General features: G+C 48.9%; 11 protein-coding genes and 1 tRNA gene. All 12 read left to right on the forward strand.

The genetic code is table 11. The features are described from left to right. Positions 1-53 precede the first annotated feature (53 nt). The 12 genes from OGL93_RS02455 to OGL93_RS02510 all read left to right on the forward strand — a co-directional run bounded on the left by OGL93_RS02455 (position 54) and on the right by OGL93_RS02510 (position 19,560). Positions 54-143 (forward strand) — tRNA-Ser (locus OGL93_RS02455). A gap of 802 nt (positions 144-945) precedes the next feature. Continuing rightward, complete coding sequence (wecB, locus tag OGL93_RS02460; protein WP_263260779.1) at positions 946-2,070, forward strand: UDP-N-acetylglucosamine 2-epimerase (non-hydrolyzing); 1,125 nt, start codon at positions 946-948, stop codon at positions 2,068-2,070. A gap of 14 nt (positions 2,071-2,084) precedes the next feature. Next, on the forward strand, positions 2,085-3,353 hold the full coding sequence (gene wecC / locus OGL93_RS02465) for a UDP-N-acetyl-D-mannosamine dehydrogenase (protein ID WP_263260780.1): 1,269 nt from the start codon (positions 2,085-2,087) through the stop codon (positions 3,351-3,353). 64 nt (positions 3,354-3,417) lie between these two features. Continuing rightward, complete coding sequence (locus OGL93_RS02470; protein WP_263260781.1) at positions 3,418-5,079, forward strand: heparinase II/III family protein; 1,662 nt, start codon at positions 3,418-3,420, stop codon at positions 5,077-5,079. A 7-nt stretch (positions 5,080-5,086) separates the two neighbouring features. Continuing rightward, on the forward strand, positions 5,087-6,277 hold the full coding sequence (locus OGL93_RS02475; protein WP_263260782.1) for a glycosyltransferase family 4 protein: 1,191 nt from the start codon (positions 5,087-5,089) through the stop codon (positions 6,275-6,277). Positions 6,278-6,513: 236 nt separating this feature from the next. Beyond that, entirely contained in the window at positions 6,514-8,646 is a 2,133-nt protein-coding gene (locus OGL93_RS02480; protein ID WP_263260783.1) for a bi-domain-containing oxidoreductase, read from the forward strand. A gap of 42 nt (positions 8,647-8,688) precedes the next feature. Next, positions 8,689-10,704: an asparagine synthase (glutamine-hydrolyzing) gene (gene asnB, locus OGL93_RS02485; RefSeq protein ID WP_263260784.1), complete on the forward strand. Its 2,016-nt coding sequence runs from the start codon at positions 8,689-8,691 to the stop codon at positions 10,702-10,704. 42 nt (positions 10,705-10,746) lie between these two features. Beyond that, positions 10,747-12,828 (forward strand): alginate lyase family protein, encoded by a 2,082-nt coding sequence (locus OGL93_RS02490; protein WP_263260785.1) that lies wholly within the window; start codon positions 10,747-10,749, stop codon positions 12,826-12,828. Beyond that, positions 12,815-14,074, forward strand: coding sequence for an oligosaccharide flippase family protein (locus OGL93_RS02495; RefSeq protein ID WP_263260786.1), 1,260 nt, complete (start codon positions 12,815-12,817; stop codon positions 14,072-14,074). The genes OGL93_RS02490 and OGL93_RS02495 overlap by 14 nt, the downstream gene beginning before the upstream one ends. A 25-nt stretch (positions 14,075-14,099) precedes the next feature. Beyond that, positions 14,100-15,794: a glycosyltransferase gene (locus OGL93_RS02500; RefSeq protein ID WP_263260787.1), complete on the forward strand. Its 1,695-nt coding sequence runs from the start codon at positions 14,100-14,102 to the stop codon at positions 15,792-15,794. 4 nt (positions 15,795-15,798) lie between these two features. Then, complete coding sequence (locus tag OGL93_RS02505; protein ID WP_263260788.1) at positions 15,799-17,388, forward strand: hypothetical protein; 1,590 nt, start codon at positions 15,799-15,801, stop codon at positions 17,386-17,388. Beyond that, positions 17,389-19,560 (forward strand): bi-domain-containing oxidoreductase, encoded by a 2,172-nt coding sequence (locus OGL93_RS02510; RefSeq protein WP_263260789.1) that lies wholly within the window; start codon positions 17,389-17,391, stop codon positions 19,558-19,560. The last annotated feature ends 39 nt before the right edge of the window (positions 19,561-19,599 follow it).

The following is a 19,599-nucleotide window of genomic DNA, read 5'->3' on the forward strand; positions in this document are numbered from 1 at the left end:
TTTCACCAGGGGGGTTCGCCTCCAATGAAACTGCTGCTATCATGCGCGCCACTGGAGAGATGCCGGAGTGGCCGAACGGGACGGATTCGAAATCCGTTGTACCCTCGCGGGTACCTAGGGTTCAAATCCCTATCTCTCCGCCATACATGAAAAACCCCCGCAAGTCTTCGATTTGTGGGGTTTTTTTTTGGGGGCTTGAAAGCGGGAGCTGTTTTTTAAGTTATTTCTCTCAGGCTAGTTCTAGAAATCCCCAGCGGATGTAGGTCGATCAGCTAGACCAATGCCTCGATTGCATGGTCTGAGTATCCCTGATCCGAGAAAAGCCGTACGAATCCAGCGGCGGCCTTGAGCTGAAGCAAACGTCTATTACATTATGCTTCGGTAGATGTAAGTGGGGCGTTAGGATTACAGGATGCATTCTTCTCTTAGACGATGGTGCCTTGGTGAGCTGGGCGGCGAGGTATATCTAGAGCTTTGTCGCACCGCGAACTCGTCGGATTCATTATCTTGCCACTGATGCTCAGACGTGGCGCCCTCGGCCGGCCCATCGCTTGACCAGCGAAGATGCGAAGTATCAGGCTGGGCTTGGTCATATCATCAAAGTTGATTTGATTTAGGCACAATATGTACCCTTGTCTCGCCTGCGTTTGCTCCGACCCGCAGCTGTTGCAATAGAGATGTTGCTGCCAAAGTCCATGATTGAGTACTTAGTTATATCTGGTGTACATTAGCAGTCTGTGCCTGTTGCAATCCATGATCTGGATTCTAGTCTGTGGGTGAATTCGTCTGCTGGCCTGATTTCTGAGGATGCCGTGGTAGCGATTCGTCAGGAATCGTGGTAAGGGTTGCTGCATTGCTCGACGTACATGATCCCGGCAGGTAGTCAGGAGTGCGAAGGATGACGTACATCGGTACTGGTTGTCTTAAAATCGAAAAGGACTGTGGATGGCGATGAAAACATTATGTGTCTTTGGTACTCGTCCAGAGGCTATTAAAATGGCGCCGCTTGCGATTGCATTACGTGACGATCCTCGCTTTGATGCGAAAGTGTGCGTGACTGGGCAGCATAGGCACATGCTTGATCAGGTGCTGAGCCTATTCGAAATTAATCCAGATTATGATCTCGATATCATGCAGGCCGGTCAGGACCTGACAGATGTTACTACTGCTATCTTGACCGGGATGAAGGGGGTGTTAGCTACTTACCGGCCCGATATAGTTTTGGTTCATGGCGACACCGCTACTACTTTCGCAGTAACTTTGGCCAGCTATTATCATCGCATTCCTGTTGCACATGTTGAAGCAGGGTTGCGCACAGGTAACTTGCTTTCTCCTTGGCCAGAAGAAGGAAATCGAAAACTTACCGCAGCACTTTCCGCCAAACACTTGGCTCCAACAGATGCCGCCCGGGAAAATCTTATACGCGAAGGTGTGTCCGCGGAGAGCATATGGGTGACCGGAAACACAGTTATCGACGCGCTGCTTTCAGTTATTGAAAAAATAGACAAGGATACTGAACTTTCAAAAAGCTTGAGCGAGCAGTTTTCCTTTCTTTCGCCCGTCCGTCGAACTCTGCTCGTTACCGGGCACCGCCGTGAAAACTTCGGCAATGGTTTCCTCGACATCTGTTCAGCGCTTAAAGATATCGCCTCAAGTTTTCCGGAGGTCGATATTGTTTATCCGGTTCATTTGAATCCGAATGTTCAGGGCCCGGTTAGGCAGCTTTTGGCAAATATCCCCAATATATTTTTGATCGAGCCACTTGAATATCTTCCTTTTGTTTACCTTATGTCGCGCAGCTACCTAATCCTTACGGATTCGGGGGGGATTCAGGAGGAGGCGCCATCTCTGGGCAAGCCTGTATTGGTGATGCGGAGCACGACGGAACGACCTGAAGCGGTGAGTGCTGGTACTGTTAAATTAACAGGAACTGACCGCCAGCTTATCTTTGATAGCGTCCAAGAACTGTTGGTCGATGCCCATAAATACCAAAAGATGAGTATTGCTCATAATCCCTATGGGGATGGGCAGGCATGCCAGCGGATCATTCAAGCATTGTTGGAAATTTGACGGGGTAGGGTGCGATGTTATTCGATAAAGTTGCTGTAGTCGGGTTGGGGTATATAGGGCTACCTACAGCTGCCGTATTTGCAGCGCGGAAGAAAAAAGTTATCGGTATCGATGTAAATGTTTCCGCGGTTAATACTATCAATAGCGGTAATGTGCATATAGTCGAGCCAGAGCTGGATATTGTTGTGCGAGCCGCTGTTGAGCAGGGGTATCTGCGAGCCAGTACGGTTCCGGAAACCGCTGATGCATTTTTGATAGCTGTCCCAACACCTTTCAAAGAAGATTATCATCCGGATTTATCCTACATAGAAGCGGCCAGTAAGGCGATAGCACCGTACTTGCGACCGGGGAACCTAGTAATATTGGAGTCTACGTCTCCCGTCGGCGCCACAGAGCAAATGGCGATGTGGCTGGCTCAGGCACGCCCTGATCTCACCTTTCCATCCAGTCACGGTCAGAATTCAGATATCCGGATCGCTCATTGTCCGGAACGTGTGCTTCCCGGGCATGTATTGCGAGAGCTTATTTCCAATGACAGGATCATCGGTGGCTTGACCCCAAGCTGCTCTGAAGCGGCCGTGCAACTTTATAAGACGTTTACTGAAGGTCAATGCATCGTAACTGATGCTAGAACTGCAGAAATGTGCAAACTTACCGAAAATAGCTTCCGGGACGTGAATATCGCATTTGCTAACGAACTTTCACTTATTTGTGATTCGCTTGGTATTAATGTTTGGGAGTTGATTCGTCTTGCCAATCATCACCCAAGGGTAAATATTCTGCAACCCGGGCCGGGAGTAGGAGGACATTGCATAGCAGTAGATCCTTGGTTCATTGTGAGTAGCGTTCCAGAGCATGCAAAATTAATCCGTACCGCCAGGGAAGTTAATGATCATAAACCTGAGTGGGTGTTGCAAAAAATAGATGCCGCTGTAGGCGCTTTCCTTCAAAAGAATCCTGATAAAACTGCCGCTACAACTAGCATTGCCTGCCTAGGTTTGGCTTTCAAGCCAGATATCGATGATCTCCGGGAAAGTCCGGCAATGCACATCGCGACGTCCTTGGCAACTAATTATCCTGGAAAGCTCTACTTTGTTGAACCTTATATAGAGAAACTTCCAGCTAGCTTGGGTGCGGCTGCAAAGCTTTGTGATTTTGATATGGCATTGGATCAAGCAGATATTATAGTTCTTCTGGTTGATCACACTGCATTTAAAAATGTTTCCGAAAGCCGGCTGAAAGGGCGGCAAATTATTGATACACGTGGCGTATGGACTAGCTAATTACTACTTCCAGGATCAAAAATAAGAGATCGGCGATAAGCAGGGTGCGAAAAGGATGCGATGCATGAGCCGGCCAAAAGGGCTAATAAAAAAAACCTTTAGATTTTATCACACTGTCAAGCATCTTACTCTAAAACAGGTTGCTTATCGCTTTTATTACCGTGTTCGTCCCTTGCCAGTGGCGCCCAAGTGTCCTAATGTGACGATAAGGTCAATAAAACTTTTAGCCACTCCTCGTTGGGCTGACGGCCAGTTTAACGAAAGCGGCAATTTTACGTTCATGGGGCTTACCGCATCCTTGAACTGGCACAGCTTTGCAGAGCCTAAAATCTGGCTATATAACCTGCATTATCTTAATGATCTAAGTTTCGCTAAACAGCCACTTCCTCAAGTATTTGACGGTCTTGTGAAGACTTGGATTACTCAAAACCCTTATGGAAAGGGGATAGGTTGGGAACCCTACCCGCTGTCATTGCGCATTGTGAATTTGATTCGCTATTTCGGCGAAAAAGGGGCGGTGCCCAACGATTGGTTACAGAGCCTATACCAGCAGGCATTTGCACTTTCTCGCCAAGTAGAATTTCATATTCTAGCGAACCATCTATTTGCTAATGCTAAAGCCCTTATCTTTGCAGGCTGCTATTTTCGAGGCACAGAGCCAAACCGCTGGTTCGAACTGGGCTTGAAATTAATAAAAAAAGAATTGACTGAGCAATTTCTTGAGGACGGCGGTCACTTTGAGCGTTCGCCAATGTATCACTCGGCGTTAATTTGGGATGTCTGCGACCTTCTGAATCTGGCGCGGGGAAATAATAGGCTGGCGGAGCTACAGAATTCATTGTTGGGTATCCTTCAGCGAGGTCTGAGCTGGGCCCGTGCTATGGGGCATCCCGATGGCGAAATAAGTTTTTTTAACGATGCGTGTTTCGGCATTGCACCTCCGCTTCGTGCTCTTGAAAAATATGCCTTGATATTAGGTTTAAAATTAGGCGCTGCTCCCGACAGTCAAGCATTGCATGAAGAGCACAAGCGCCCTCATTTGATTTGGCTCGATCAAACAGGTTTTGCCAGTATCTGTTGGGACAAAAAATCGAAAGTTCTTCTAAATCTGGCTGACAAGCTCCCAAATTATCAACCAGGTCATGCACACGCTGATACTTTGAGTTTTGAACTCAGTATATTTGGACGGCGGGTTGTCGTGAATTCAGGTATCTCCGAATACGGCCAGGGAAGTCTTCGCCAATTCCAGCGCAGCACTGCATCGCATAGCACTGTCGAAGTAAATGGCGAAAATTCTTCACAAATATGGGCTGGTTTCAGAGTTGGCCGTCGAGCGCGCATCGTTAGTAAAAAATTTATCCGAACAGCCAGCGGGATTGAAGTAATAGCCGCACATGATGGTTACCACCATAACCTGGGAGGGTTGCATACCCGTCGTTGGGTGGCATCGGCTCGTAGCCTAGCAATTGTTGATACCGTCGGGGGATGCTGGAGTTCAGCCTTCGCTAGGTACTACCTTGCTCCTGATGTGCAAGCTCGGATTGAGAATAGTACTGTCTGTCTCGTAACGGCGGAAGGCTGCAATGTAACTATGGAGTTCTTGGGTGCTCAAACGCTTAGTTTGGAAGTTTCCTCATGGTACCCTACCTTTGGCAAGTCTGTACAAAATACATGCATTATCGCCACGCTGGGTCATAACAACCTTGAAGTGACTTTAAAGTGGTGACAGGATTATGAGAATTTTAGTGTTAAGTTTCTACTATGCTCCTGATCTCTCTGCAGGTTCATTCCGTACGACCGCATTGGTTGAAGCACTCCAGCGTATGCTGCCAGCGAAAGCTAGCATAGATGTCATTACTACAGCACCGAACCGATACAGAGAATTTAATCAGTCGGCTGAGACTATGGAAATTAATGGTATTGTCCGCATTACCCGTATCTCACTCCCGGCCCATAGCAGTGGCATGCTCGATCAAAGTAGAGCTTTTATGGTATTTGCCCAAGCTGCATATCAACATGCTATAAAAGGTAAATACGATGTCGTGTATGCCACGTCCTCTCGGTTAATGACAGCGGTCCTAGGTGCATGTGTGGCAAAGCGGCTTAAAATACCGCTTTATCTCGATGTTCGAGATATTTTCGTCGACACCATGGAAGATATTTTTTCCAGTAGTCTAGTTCGTGGAATAATTCCTATCTTATCCCGGCTAGAGCGCTTTTGTATACGCACGGCTTCTATAGTGAATGTTGTATCGCCTGGCTTTCTCTCCTATTTTCAGGAAAAATACCCTGGCATTCATTTGTCATGCTATACCAATGGCATAGATGAGATATTTATAGATACCGTGCCGACCCAGCGTCAGAAAAAAACACCCTCCGTTTATAATGTAACCTATGCCGGCAATATCGGGGAAGGGCAGGGTTTGCATCTCATCGTACCCGCTTTGGCAAAAAAGCTTGGAAATCGCATACGCTTCCGCATTGTGGGAGCTGGCGGGAGACTAGAGCAGCTGCATCAAGCAATCAAGCACGAGGGATGTTCTAATGTTGAAATAGAAGCCCCCGTCGAGAGAGCGAGACTTCTGGAATTATATCAAGAAGCCGATGTGCTTTTTCTTCATTTAAATGATTATAAAGCATTCGAGAAAGTGCTTCCCTCTAAAGTATTTGAATACGCGGCCACCGGGAAGCCGGTATGGGCGGGGGTGTCAGGTTACGCTGCTATGTTTATAGAAGAAAATTTAGAAAACACCGCGGTGTTTTCACCTTGCGATACGATTGGTGCTTTGAAAGCTTTTGAGCGCCTAGATTTCGTCGATACATCTCGAGAGTCTTTCGTTAAGTGTTATAAAAGAGATGCGATTATGGCAAAGTTGGCCGGCGATCTTATTTCGTTAGGACATGCAGGCACCCAAAAGACGTAATAGGTACTTGTCGACCTGTGTCCATGTAGTTTTGCTGTTTCTCTGATCCGAAGAATTGATTTGAAGTTATAAATTAGTGTTGGCTCGGCAGAGGTCGCTGTGACGTACCAATCATTTGCCAGCATGGGTAGGCTGCCAGCACGGTCTGGGCGGTTGCTACGATACAAGGTTCGAGCAGAAACACCTTTTATTCAATTAGTAGGTGCCTGTATGGGCCAAGAGCCTGGAGGTTTAAGGTGAAGCAAGTGTTAATCAAGGCTGGCGCGGTGGTCGTGGAGGAGGTTCCCGCCCCATTGGTCAGCGGCAAGAACGTCCTTGTGCGAGTGATGCATTCCTGCATTAGCGTGGGCACTGAGTTATCGGGCGTTAAGATGTCAGGATTACCCCTCTATCAACGCGCTTTGAAACAGCCCGACAACGTCAGGCGCGTGCTGGATATGATGCGTGATCAAGGCGTGAAGCGAACCATGGATCGTGTTTTCGGGAAGCTGTCCGCAGGGTCCGCAACCGGTTACTCGGTTGCGGGCGTGGTAGTCGAAGTCGGTCAGGATGTCGAAGGGTTCAGCGTAGGGGATCGTGTAGCCTGTGCTGGTGCGGGTATAGCCAACCATGCTGAATTCGTTGATGTGCCTGTTAATCTCGCGGTGCGCATCCCTGATGAACTCGATACTGGGGCTGCGGCCACTGTCACATTGGGCGCAATTGCTCTACAGGGCGTTAGACGCTGCCAGCCGACTTTGGGTGAAACCATAGTAGTGGTAGGGCTTGGAATTTTAGGGCAATTGACTGCCCAGATGTTGAAGGCTAATGGTTGTAAGGTCATCGGTGTCGATCTGGATACTCAGCGTGTCAACATGGCACTTGAGAATGGAATGGATGTCGGCTTCAGCCCAGCCTCGGAAGATTATGTAGAGCGTGTCTCTAAACATACCGGGGGGATCGGCGCTGATGCGGTTATCATCACCGCAGCGACGCCAAGCCATGAGGTCATAAGTCATGCCATGCATTGCTGCCGAAAGAAAGGCAGAGTCGTGCTGGTGGGCGACGTCGGGCTTAACCTTAACCGTGCGGACTTCTATCAGAAAGAGCTTGATTTCTTGATTTCCAGCTCTTACGGGCCGGGAAGGTACGACCCGTATTATGAGGAAGGTGGCCAGGATTATCCTATTGGCTATGTCCGTTGGACCGAAAACCGTAATATGCAAGCATATCTTGAGTTGTTGGTAAGCGGCCGCGTCCGCCTGGATAAGCTCGCCCCAATGCCGTATCCGATTGATAAAGCCGGCGAGGCTTACCAATACCTGCAGGGCGACGGCGAAAAAAGTTTGCTGGTCTTGCTTGAGTATGCCGAGCGCCCAACTGCTCGTAACACGCATGTTGGGCTGCGCCCACTGGAAAAAGTTTCTGGCAAGGTGCGTGTGGGATTAGTCGGCGCGTCTAGTTTCGCGCAGGGTATGCACTTGCCGAACATGGTCAAGCTACGTGACCGCTATGCCTTGCATGCAGTTCAAAGTCGAACCGGGGCCAACGCCAAGGCTGTGGCTATCCAATATGCTGCGCAATATTGTACGTCGTCTTATGACGACGTTTTAAAGGATCCCGATATAGACTTGCTTATGATCACAACCCGCCACCATTTACACGCCAGCATGACGCTTGCGGGGCTGCAAGCGGGCAAGCATGTCTTCGTAGAAAAACCATTGGCCCTTACTGTCGATGAGTTGACAGATTTCCAAGATTTTTATGTGAAAAATCCTCGCGGGCCCCTCCTTATGGTGGGATTCAACCGCCGCTTTTCTCCTGCGATCAAAGCCGTGTCCAAGGCCTTGGAGGGGCGAACTACGCCTCTTATAATTAATTACCGTATGAATGCTGGCTATATTCCAAAGGATCACTGGGTACATGGACCTGAGGGAGGAGGGCGAAACCTTGGAGAGGCCTGTCATATTTATGACTTGTTTTGTCATTTGACCGGAACCTCCCAAACTGTATCGATTCACGCGGCGGGTATATCTCCACCTGGCCCGATGTGGCGAAGCAATGAAAATTTCGTTGCGGTCATCAAGTTCAGTGATGGATCGGTATGTACGCTTACATATACATCCATGGGAGATAAGTCATATCCTAAAGAGCGTATGGAAATATTTTCCGATGGAAAAGTCGTTGTCATGGATGATTACAAATCGGTTGTGATTCAAGGCGGAAAGCACAAGAGCTGGACTGCCCAAGCCCCACAAAAAGGGCAATATGAGGAGCTCGTGGCCTTAGCTGAAACTTTGCAGGGTACTGGCCCGTGGCCTATTACGCTAGACGAGCAGGTTCAAGCGACTCGCATTGCGCTGGATGTTGAACGCCAGCTTTATGACTAATTTTGGTAGCAACGGTCGACTGTTCATACGGAAAAAATAATCATGTGCGGAATTACAGGAATCTATAACTATCGTGCGGGGGATCTTGTTGATCGCAAGATACTCGACGCCATGCGCGATACCATGTTGCATCGCGGGCCGGATGGAGGTCAAACCTGGATGAGCCCCAGCGGACAGGTAGGGTTAGCCCATCGTCGATTGTCAATTATCGACTTGGCAACCGCTGCCACCCAGCCGATGGCAAACGAAGATGAGCAAGTTTGGATCACCTTTAACGGGGAGATTTACAATCACACTGAACTTCGTCGTCAACTAATTACAGCGGGTCATGAATTTAAGACAGATCATTCTGATACTGAAGTATTAATACACGGCTATGAGCAGTGGGGACTTAGTGGTCTGCTGGAGAGAATCAGCGGTGACTATGCCTTTGCAATTTGGGACAATAAAGCCAACAAGCTATCCCTCGCTCGAGACCGTGTCGGGGTAAAGCCGCTTTACTTTTATGTCGACGATGATAAATTTATTTTTGCTTCTGAAATAAAAGCAATACTTCGTCATCCGGACGTGCACCGTGATGTTGAACCTATCGCGATGTACCATTACCTCAGTTTTCTAACAACGCCCGCTCCATTGACTATGTTCAAGGGGATTTTCAAGGTGCCGGCTGGGCACTCGGTGGTTATTGATTGTAATAAGAAAATTACGGCAAGTCGGTATTGGGATGCGGTACCAGGCAAAGGTATTGATTCTAAATTCATTGCTGGGCTTTCCGAGCGAGCACAGGAGGATTTTTACGTAAGTGGTATACGTTCCCGGCTCGAAGCCTCAGTAGCCAGCCGAATGATGTCTGATGTCCCGTTTGGCGTTTTTTTATCAGGCGGAGTCGATTCATCGACTAACGTTGCATTAATGAGCCGACTGATGGATCGCCCTGTCGACACCTTTACTGTCGGCTTCAAGGACTTTCATCATTTGAACGAGCTGGAGTATGCGGACCAGATTGCTGCCCAGCATAAAACTAATCACCATCAAGTTCTGATCGACGAAAAAGACATGACAGGCTACCTTTCTAGCCTGATTCACCATCAAGACGAGCCGCTTGCTGATTGGGTGTGCATACCGCTTTATTTCGTATCAAAGCTTGCGCGCGACAACGGTGTTACTGTAATCCAGGTCGGAGAAGGTTCAGACGAGCAATTCTGCGGATATGCGAGTTATATGGGGTACCTTGAGCTTTATGAAAAATATTGGGCTCCGTTCCGTAAATATTTGCCCAAGCCCCTGCAGAAAGCAGTCGCTTATGCTGCCGCAAAAGGAGCCGAGGTCAAGCCCGGTCTACAGATGTATGCCGATATAATTGACCGCGCCGCGCGGGGTCGAGAGCACTTTTGGAGCGGGGCAACTGTATTTTGGGATACGATGAAGCGGCAGTTGGTCAATAGCCATGCGAATTGGTCCTCGGATATACCTGAAGCCGTCCGATCGAGCGGTCTGTTGCCCGAGAGTTATCTTCAGCCTGACACCTTTAACATTATCCAGTCTTTCCTAGGCCCTTTCGACGCCAAGTATCCTGGATCGGACGTGCTCACTCGGATGATCTATAACGAATTCAAGCTTCGTCTACCAGAGCTGTTGCTTATGCGGGTGGACAAGATAACTATGTCTGAATCCTTGGAGGCTCGGGTTCCTTTTCTGGATCATGAGCTCATAGATTTCACAATGGATATCCCGCAAGCGTGGAAAACCCGCAATGGCGAAGCAAAATATCTCCTAAAAAAAGCAGTCGAAGGCCTTATTCCGAATAATGTGATATATCGTAAAAAGATGGGGTTTGGCGCTCCCATGGCCGACTGGCTGCGAGGCGAGTTTGGACAACAGGCGGAAAACGCTATTCTTAGCAGTGCGCTATTGAAACGAGGGCATTTTAATATTGAGCACATCCGGACTTTATTTAAAGAACACCGGAGCAATCGCCGTGACGCGAGTCTATACATTTGGACCCTGTTCAACCTTACTTCGTGGTATGACTATTGGGTAGATTCAAAGGCTGGCTGATGTAGATAATCCTTCGTGAGTCACAAGATAAGAGACGTATTTATGCGTGATTGGATTGGTACGATTAAAAGGGGATTGCGCAAGCCACCTCGAGTGATATTTGCTCGCTTGGCCACTGAGTTAAATTCAGAGCTTCAGCGGGTGTTTGTACAGCGGCGCCGCAGAATGTCTTTGCACAAATTGCTCAAAGAGCTCAATGCCCCAGATCTTGTCACGCTTTGGGCTCGGCTTGCGTCGGCCCCTTTTCCGGCAAGATCCGTCTCGATAGACCGCGATCTTTACGAACGTACATTCCCTGGTGCAAGCACGCGAATTTTCGAGCAAGCGGAGCTCGCTTGCGCCCATAGGGTGGATCTCTTGGGTTCCGGTATCGTGGGTTTGGGCGAGCACATTAATTGGTCTCGTGACTTCAAGACGGGGCATAGCTGGGATCGCAAATACTTTCGAGACATTGACTATAATAATCCGGAACGTCCCAGTGACGTGAAAACGGTATGGGAGCTTTCACGCCTTCAGTGGTTAATCCCGGTGGCGCAGGCTTATCTACTTTGCGGTGATGAGCGCTACGCTAGCACCGTCAAAACGGTGCTATCTTGCTGGATCGAGGAAAATCCTTATGCTGGCTCGGTTAATTGGGCATGTACTATGGAAGTTGCTTTAAGGATCTTCACTTGGTCCTGGTTCTTTCATGTGTTTCACAATTCGCCGAGCTGGGAAGATTCGGTTTTTAGAGAGAATTTCCTACGGACGCTATTTCTGCATGTACAGTTTACTGAGCTACATATAGAGCGCTCCGATATCAATGGTAACCACTACACAGCTGACGCGGCAGGTCTTGTGTTTGGTGGCTTGTTCCTCGGCGAAGGGGGAAAACCACGGCATTGGGCGGACGAAGGCTGGCGCATACTCAATGAGGAGATCACCAAACAGGTATTCAGCGACGGGGTAGACTTCGAGGCATCCATTCCCTACCATCGTCTCGTTGCAGAACTCTTTTTATTGCCCGCGTTGTATCGGAAAACTTGTGGCCTAACTACCGAAGAACTTTACACACAGCGGCTTCAAGCTATGGCTGAGTTTACTCTTGCCTACACTAAGCCCGATGGTCAGGTCCCATTGTGGGGAGATGCGGATGACGCCCGGTCTCTCCCGTTTGGAGGTCAGCCATTAAACGATCATAGGTATCTGGCTGATCTTATCAGCGAGATGGCCGGACACCCTGGATTATCGGGTTCTGCATGTAAGCTTGGCGAAGAAACCTTTTGGTGGGGGGGGGCGCCCCAAACCCAAAAAAATATCACTGGAAATTCCCTGAGTGCAGCATTTCCTCAGGGCGGGTTCTATGTAATGCGCCAAGGGGGGGATCACGTGTTCGTCGATTGCGGCCCCATCGGGCTGGCCGGTAGAGGCGGGCACGGTCATAACGACTGCTTGTCGTTTGAAGCAGTTCTTGATGGGGTAAACCTTATAACTGACTGCGGTGCGAATGTGTATACCGCGTCCTACCGGGAACGCAATCTATTTCGCTCCACCGCTTATCATAATACCCCGCAGATAGACGGCGAAGAAATCAATCGTTTTATACGGCCAGATTATTTGTGGAATATGCATTATGATGCGGTGCCTGAGGTAATCGAATGGAAAATAAGCGATGAAATTGCTCTGTTCCAAGGACGTCATCTTGGATATACACGTCTAGAGTTTCCCGTTATACCAACGCGCACTCTGCTAGTGGATTTCACTCATCATGGTCTTTATATAGAGGACGACTTAGTCGGCGCGGGCAAGCACGCAGTAAGTATCCCGCTCCATCTTTCGCCTCAAGTAGAGGTATTGGAAACTTCGGGGCTCCACGCAATATTACGTGCCGAAGGCAGCTTGTTCGAGGTGTCTTGGCAAGCAAGTCCAGAGTATGTCCTTGAAGTCAGCGAAGCCCGCGTTTCACCTTCTTACGGCGTTGTACAGCCTGCAATTAAACTTCGTTGGTACCGTGAAAAATCCACGTTGACGCCTTTAAAGGTATGCATTTCGCCACAAGCTTCACATGGTGCTTTTCTGTCGGTGCTTCCAACTCATCTGGCAAGCTTTCAAAAAAACGAGTCATGGCCAAATGGCAAGAGGTAAGTTTTTGAAAAGCCTGCAGGCCGCGAGCATGATCCGCCAAGTTATTGGTACGTTGGGTGTCAGGGGTCTGCTGATCGCTGCTGGATTTATATCCAGTGTGGTTACCGCTCGGCTTCTCGGACCAGAAGGGCGAGGTGTTTTCTTTTATTGGGCAACTGTCGCTTCATTGATTGTTCAATTCGGTAACTTCGGGCTCCAATCCAGCAACACTTATTTTCTAGCGAAAGGCCGGGCTAGGTTAGTTAACCTTTCCACGAATGCATTGCTAGTTTCCATATTCGGGGGTTTGACATTAGGCTGTTCTGTATTTGTGGTCAGGTATTTGATCAGCGGGCAAACCGTTGATGGTTGGGAGTATGCAGTCGCTACAGTGGCCCTAGCTTGCTCAGGCTTGTATTTCATGTTTGGTAGTAACTTGCTCATCGCATTGGGTCGTATTTCGGCCTATAACAAATTCGAGTTAGCCAATCGCTACTTGGTTTTGGTTGCCATTGTGGCAGTGGCATGGGTGTTACCCAGTGCACCTATACTATTGCTTACATCGGCTGCGATATCAATGCTCGTGTGTCTGCCGCTCTATTACTATCTAAGGCGACTCGATCCTGGTTGGTCGCCGAGCCTTTCATTGATTGGACAGGGGATTGGATACGCTGCCAGGGCCTATATAATTACTGCACTGGGCTTTATGGTTCTTCGGCTCAATACTTTTCTACTACAATACTTCATTGATGATTCTAGCCTAGGTGTCTGGTCAATAGCAGCACAACTGATTGATGTGATTAACGTCATACCATCTACGGTGGCTCTAATACTTTTGCCAAAAATAATGCGCGACAGAGACCCTTATACACTGATGAGGCGATCTCTTTGGTTTGTTGGTGGTATCCTGCTAGGGGTTTGCATCTTGATGATTATTCTTGGGCATTATTTCATTGTTCAAGCCTACGGTGAACGCTTCGCCGAGGCATACACGATATTGCTCTGGGGACTACCAGGGGTTTTTTGCTTAGGGTTGATCTCAATCTACTCCCAATATTTGGCGTCGGCAGGTATGCCGCTTGCTCAAGCTTGGGTATGGGGCTCTGGGCTGGTGATCGAGATGCTATTATCGTTTTGGTTGATACCTATTAAAGGATTGTCAGGAGGCATGATTTCGATGTCTTGCGCTTATCTCTGTGTATTGCTGTTAATCGCTTTTGTCGCGCGGCTTGTTTATTTTAACCACCCGCAGGATAGCCGGGTTTAACGCTAAAGATTACGATGGTCAAACTATGAAAGAAAAGTATTTGCTGCTATCTGTTTATCCTCTCTCACGGGGTTATCTTGACCGTTTGGAAGCCGCCCTTGGGGAGCCTTTCGGGCAGAAGACGCTAGCGGAGCTGCGTGCTACAGGGGGAGTGCGACTGCCTCGGGAGCTGTTAAGGCTTCGCCCGAGCTATCTCCTATTACCTATGGAAGATGAAAATAGTGCAGCGCTACTGCCGATACTTAAATTACTAGCCTGTTTTACCGGTGCTGCTTCTATCTGCCTGGCGGCGCCGGATGGTAAGCTGACACCGGTGCCACGCGTTGGGTTAGTGTCTGACATCGCTCATTTCTTTTTTGCTAGTCTGGGATGCCTATGGACTGCGGCTAAAGCCGCCCTTGCCCTTTCTCGATTGAAGCGTCAGCCTAGGGGAACGTTCAGGCTGCCCAATGGAAAAAGCGGGGTTTTATATCTCAAGACCAATCTGTGGTTTGGAATAAAAGCAGGTGGCTCTATAGGCCACATTGCGGGGGTCGTAAATTCACTTCAGACCCAAGGGCACCCGGTACACTTTGCTTCCGCTGAACGGCCGGTAATGGTCCACCCCGCTGTCACGTTTGTTCCGGTTTCAACACCACGCGTATATGGCTTACCATATGAACTTAATAACTACAGGTTCCAGGATAAGTTTGTAAAGGCTTTGATCGGTCATCCTGCAGCGGCTAACGCCGAATTCATTTACCAGCGCTTATCTGCAGCTAATTACTTAGGGGTTACTATTTCGAGAAGGTATCAAATTCCCTTGGTAGTCGAGTACAATGGTTCCGAAGCTTGGATTGCGAAAAATTGGGGCAAGGCGATGAAGTTTCATCGCCTTGCGGTCGGAGCTGAGGATGTAATGCTGCAGCACGCGCACGTTGTCGTTACTATTTCTGATGTGCTTCGGCGAGAGTTGATAGCTCGCGGCGTGCCCGACGAGCGAATTGTTTCTTATCCAAATTGTATTGACCCTGAAGTGTTTGATCCAACTCGTTTTTCTCCCGCTGATTCGCTTGACCTCAGGAAGCGCTACGGCCTTAGTAGCGACGATGTGATCATTACTTTTGTAGGCACCTTTGGTCAGTGGCATGGCGCGGAGGTGCTTGCTGGGGCTATCGCCCGGCTCCATCAAGAACGTTCTGGTTGGTTGGCAAGTTACAGAATTAAATTCTTGCTTATTGGCGACGGCCTTAAAATGCCCGCTGTGAAAGCGATCATAAATAGCGCCGGGGCGCAGGAGCATGTTATTTTCGCGGGTCTGGTGCCGCAGGCGGAAGCACCTGCATATTTAGCCGCATCTGATGTTCTGGTTTCACCTCACGTGGCCAACGCTGATGGCACACCCTTTTTTGGTTCGCCCACTAAGCTTTTTGAATACATGGCTATGGGTAAAGGTATTCTCGCGTCTGACCTCGAGCAGATCGGAGAAGTGCTGCAGCCTGCTCTGAGGGCTGATACCTTGCCTTTGGAAGAGCCAGGGGCAAATGACTCGGCCTTAGCAGTACTTGCCTCGCCAGGAGACGTTGATCAACTTATCGTAGGGCTGAAATTTCTCGTCGAACAGAAAAAATGGCGCGACCACTTAGGAACTAATGCTCGCCGTTGCGCACTAGCCAACTTTACCTGGGACCATCATGTTTCATCTATTTTGGATGGACTGACACGCGTTTGTCGAGGCTGATAATATGGATGTTAATAGAACCGCCGTGCCTATCCGCTATGCTCCTTTAATTCTACATTTGTCGTTTTACGCGACCACTTGCTTCATTGGTGCGTTGCTCTTTTATTTCGGGTATGGTCCCTTTTTGCTTTTGGTGGATTATTTCTCGGGTATAGCGATACCTGTCCCTTATCCTAAGGAGCATGCACGCGATCTATTGTTATTATTGTTCGTTGCTCCTTTGATGTTGTCCATTGGTTATGCTATTGCCATTCGATATCGGCTTAAAGCTCTAGAAAAATTCATCGGCGTGTTGGAAGGAAAATCGGACCATACTATCCCAAAGTGGTTTCCGTTGATAATTTTCGCTGTTTTAGCGGTCCTTGGAAGTGTCGCGGTAGCGAGGGGGGGAGGTTTTGATCACCTAGGAGCCTGGAATAACTACGGAGTCTGGGTTCAGGCGCGTTGGGCTCTATTTGCCACGCTTGGTTTTTTCAGCTTTGTAAATCTGTACACGCTGTTAGCCGTAGCTACGGCCTGGGTGTATCTGGCCTGTCCAATGAAAGGCATGGGTGGGTGGATGCTAAGGGCATTATGCCTGGCATTGCTATTGCTGCTCGCTTTCTTTCTGTTTCAGAAACGTGTCTTGGTTACATCGCTTTTGTTCATAATTTTTGTAGTTGTTCTTCATCGAGTATTGGAGTTTGGCTGGGAGAGGAACGTCAAACGATTGCTATTGTTCTCGATTGTCGCCGTGACTTGTCTTTATTTTTTGCTAGTTGTCGCTCCGGTTTATTCGACTTCTAGCCAAACTGCGGACCAGGTTATTCAACAAGCCGCAGATAAAATTGATTCTGAAATTTCTGAATCATCAGAGGAAAAATTACCAGCGCTAAACGGGAAGGGGAGTGATACCCCTGTCTCCTCGGACCCGCTGTCTATTCATACGCCGGCACAGTCAAAGGCCCAGGCCCAGGCCCAGGCTCAGACGAAAGCTAAGTTGCATGAAGAGGCCAAAGCAAAAGCAAAGGCCGATGAGCAGATCCGGAATGAACAGCGCGAGAAGGGTATTCACGGATTGCTGGGCAGCCAACGGAGCCTCCACGTTTTCTTCTATTCATTACTAGCACCTATGACCCGTACATCTGCACCAGCTATGTTCTATCCTATAATATTTCCATCCAACCATGCTTTCTATGGATTTGATTTCGGCCAAGATATATTGGGTATCGGGGCCATGCCCGATGACAACAAAATTGTTTGGCAACATATGTATCCGGATACGCCCGGCGGCAGTATCGCAGCGCCGTTTCAGTTCGTTCTTTATAGCCAAGTTGGCATCCTTGGAACCATACTACTTTGCTTCATTTTTGGATGCGTCATAGGAGGCTTGTGGCGTGTTGTAATTGAAGGCAGAGGCGACCGTGTCTGGCGAAGCCTGATGGGGGGGATATTGCTTATGTTCAGCGGGTATATGGCTCTAGATTCAGTGCGGGGCAGTCTGCTAGCCAGCTACGGCGTAATTTGGGGTTGGATATTTATAATCCTGGCTTTCCAGATAGGGCGAAAGTTTGGGCGCTCTGCACCTCAGCCCGTAGTTTCTAAAGGTGAGTAAATGAAGCAGATTTTACAAAGTCTAAAAACGGGTATTGTAGAATTGACGACCGTACCTTGCCCCGAACCCAGCATAGGGCATCTGTTAATCAGGACGCATAAAACTTTGATTTCCGCGGGCACCGAACGGATGCTTGTGGAATTCGGACAAGCTAACCTTATTCAAAAGGCTCGCCAACAGCCTGATAAAGTAAAGATGGTACTCAACAAAATTAGCACTGATGGACTCGGCCCCACCCTGACCGCTGTGCGCAACAAGCTTGACCAGCCCATTGCATTGGGTTATTGCAATGTAGGGGTGGTGGTCGCAGTTGGCGAGGGTGTTTCTGGGTTTGTAGTAGGTGACAGAGTCGCTTCAAACGGCAGACATGCTGAGTTTGTGAATGTGCCAGCCTTGTTATGTGCGAAGGTGCCGGATGAAGTCGAAGACGAGGACGCGGCATTTACTGTATTGGGTGCTATCGCTTTGCAAGGAATTCGCCTGATCCAACCTACCCTAGGGGAGGTGGTGGCCGTTGTTGGTCTGGGGCTGGTCGGGTTAATGACTATACAGCTGCTTCGTGCCCAAGGCTGCCAGGTAATCGGCATTGAAATAGACCCAGCCCGGCGAGCACTTGCAGAGCAATTAGGTGTACGTACCCTAAATCCGATGGGCGATTGTGACGTGGTTCAAGCCGCCCAAGCCTTATCGCGCGATCGGGGTGTAGATGCCGTAATCATTACTGCATCGACTCGCAGTAGCGACCCGGTCAGGCAAGCCGCTCAAATGTGTCGCAAACGCGGTCGCATCGTCCTTGTAGGCGTGACCGGATTAGAGCTATCACGGGCGGATTTTTACGAAAAGGAACTTACGTTTCAAGTTTCCTGTTCCTATGGTCCGGGACGATACGATCCGAGTTACGAGGACAAGGGTAATGATTATCCTCTCGGGTTCGTGCGATGGACGGAGCAGCGAAACTTTGAGGCAGTACTTGATATGTTGGCTTCTAAAAGGCTCGACGTACAGTCTCTAATCTCTCATCGCTTCAAACTTGACGCATGTAACGATGCATATGCCGCAATCGGCGCAGGCGATTCACTCGGCGTGTTGCTCGATTACTTTGAGCCTGATCAACCGCTCACCGTTCAACCGCTACGACAAGTGCGTCTGGTAGACAAGTCGGACAATCCGGATGCGCTCGCTATCGGCATGATAGGGGCAGGAAATTACGCAGGGCAGGTATTGATCCCCTGTTTAAAGCGTGCGGGTGCGCGACTACGAACCATTGTTTCAGCCGGTGGCGTAAGCGGAGTTCATTTTGGCCGTAAGTATGGCTTTGAACAGGCCAGTACAGATTTTATTAGTGTGTTAGAAGATACCAATGTTGACGGTGTGGTGATAGCCACCAGACATCACCAGCATGCCGAGCAGGTTATCAGTGCTCTAAATGCTAATAAGCATGTATTTGTCGAGAAGCCGCTTGCAATTTCTCGTCGGCAATTGGTAGAAATCGAGCAGGCGTATAAAAACATGCTTGGGCGGAATCCGCGGGTGCTGATGGTAGGATTTAATCGGCGTTTCGCACCGCATATTCTCAAGATGAAGCAGTTGCTATCACCGATTAAGGAGACGAAAGTCCTCATTGCTACAGTTAATTCGGGCGCTATTCCAATGGACTCCTGGATTCAGGACCCAAGCGTGGGTGGCGGGCGTATTATTGGGGAGGCCTGCCATTTCATAGATTTAATGCGCTATCTTGTTGGGCATCCTATTGTTAGCGTGCAAGCAACGGTCCTTGGATTAGGTGACCGAGCTAGCCTTAACAGTGACAAGGTCAGTTTCACGCTGGGGTTCGCTGATGGATCGATCGGCACAGTGCATTACCTTGCAAACGGCCATAAAGGATATCCTAAAGAAAGGCTGGAAGTCTTCTGTGGCGGGCGAATCCTTCAGCTGAATAACTTTAGAAAACTGCGCGGCTGGGGTTGGGCTTCATTTACAAAGATGAACTTATGGAGCCAGGATAAGGGCAACGCGGCATGTGCGGCGGCGTTTGTCGCCGCGGCGCAGGACGCAACTGACTCTCCGATATCTTTCGAAGAATTAATTGAAGTGACGCGCGTAAGCATTGAAGTGATGGAAAAAACCTTAGGGAGTGAGCGTTTGAGCGGCGGTGATCATTTGGAGCAGTAATCCAGCTCAATTCTTGACCGAGTTGGATCACGAGAAGCA

Source organism: Pseudomonas sp. RIT-PI-S (genome assembly GCF_025642975.1).
In the GTDB taxonomy this organism is placed as follows: domain Bacteria; phylum Pseudomonadota; class Gammaproteobacteria; order Pseudomonadales; family Pseudomonadaceae; genus Aquipseudomonas.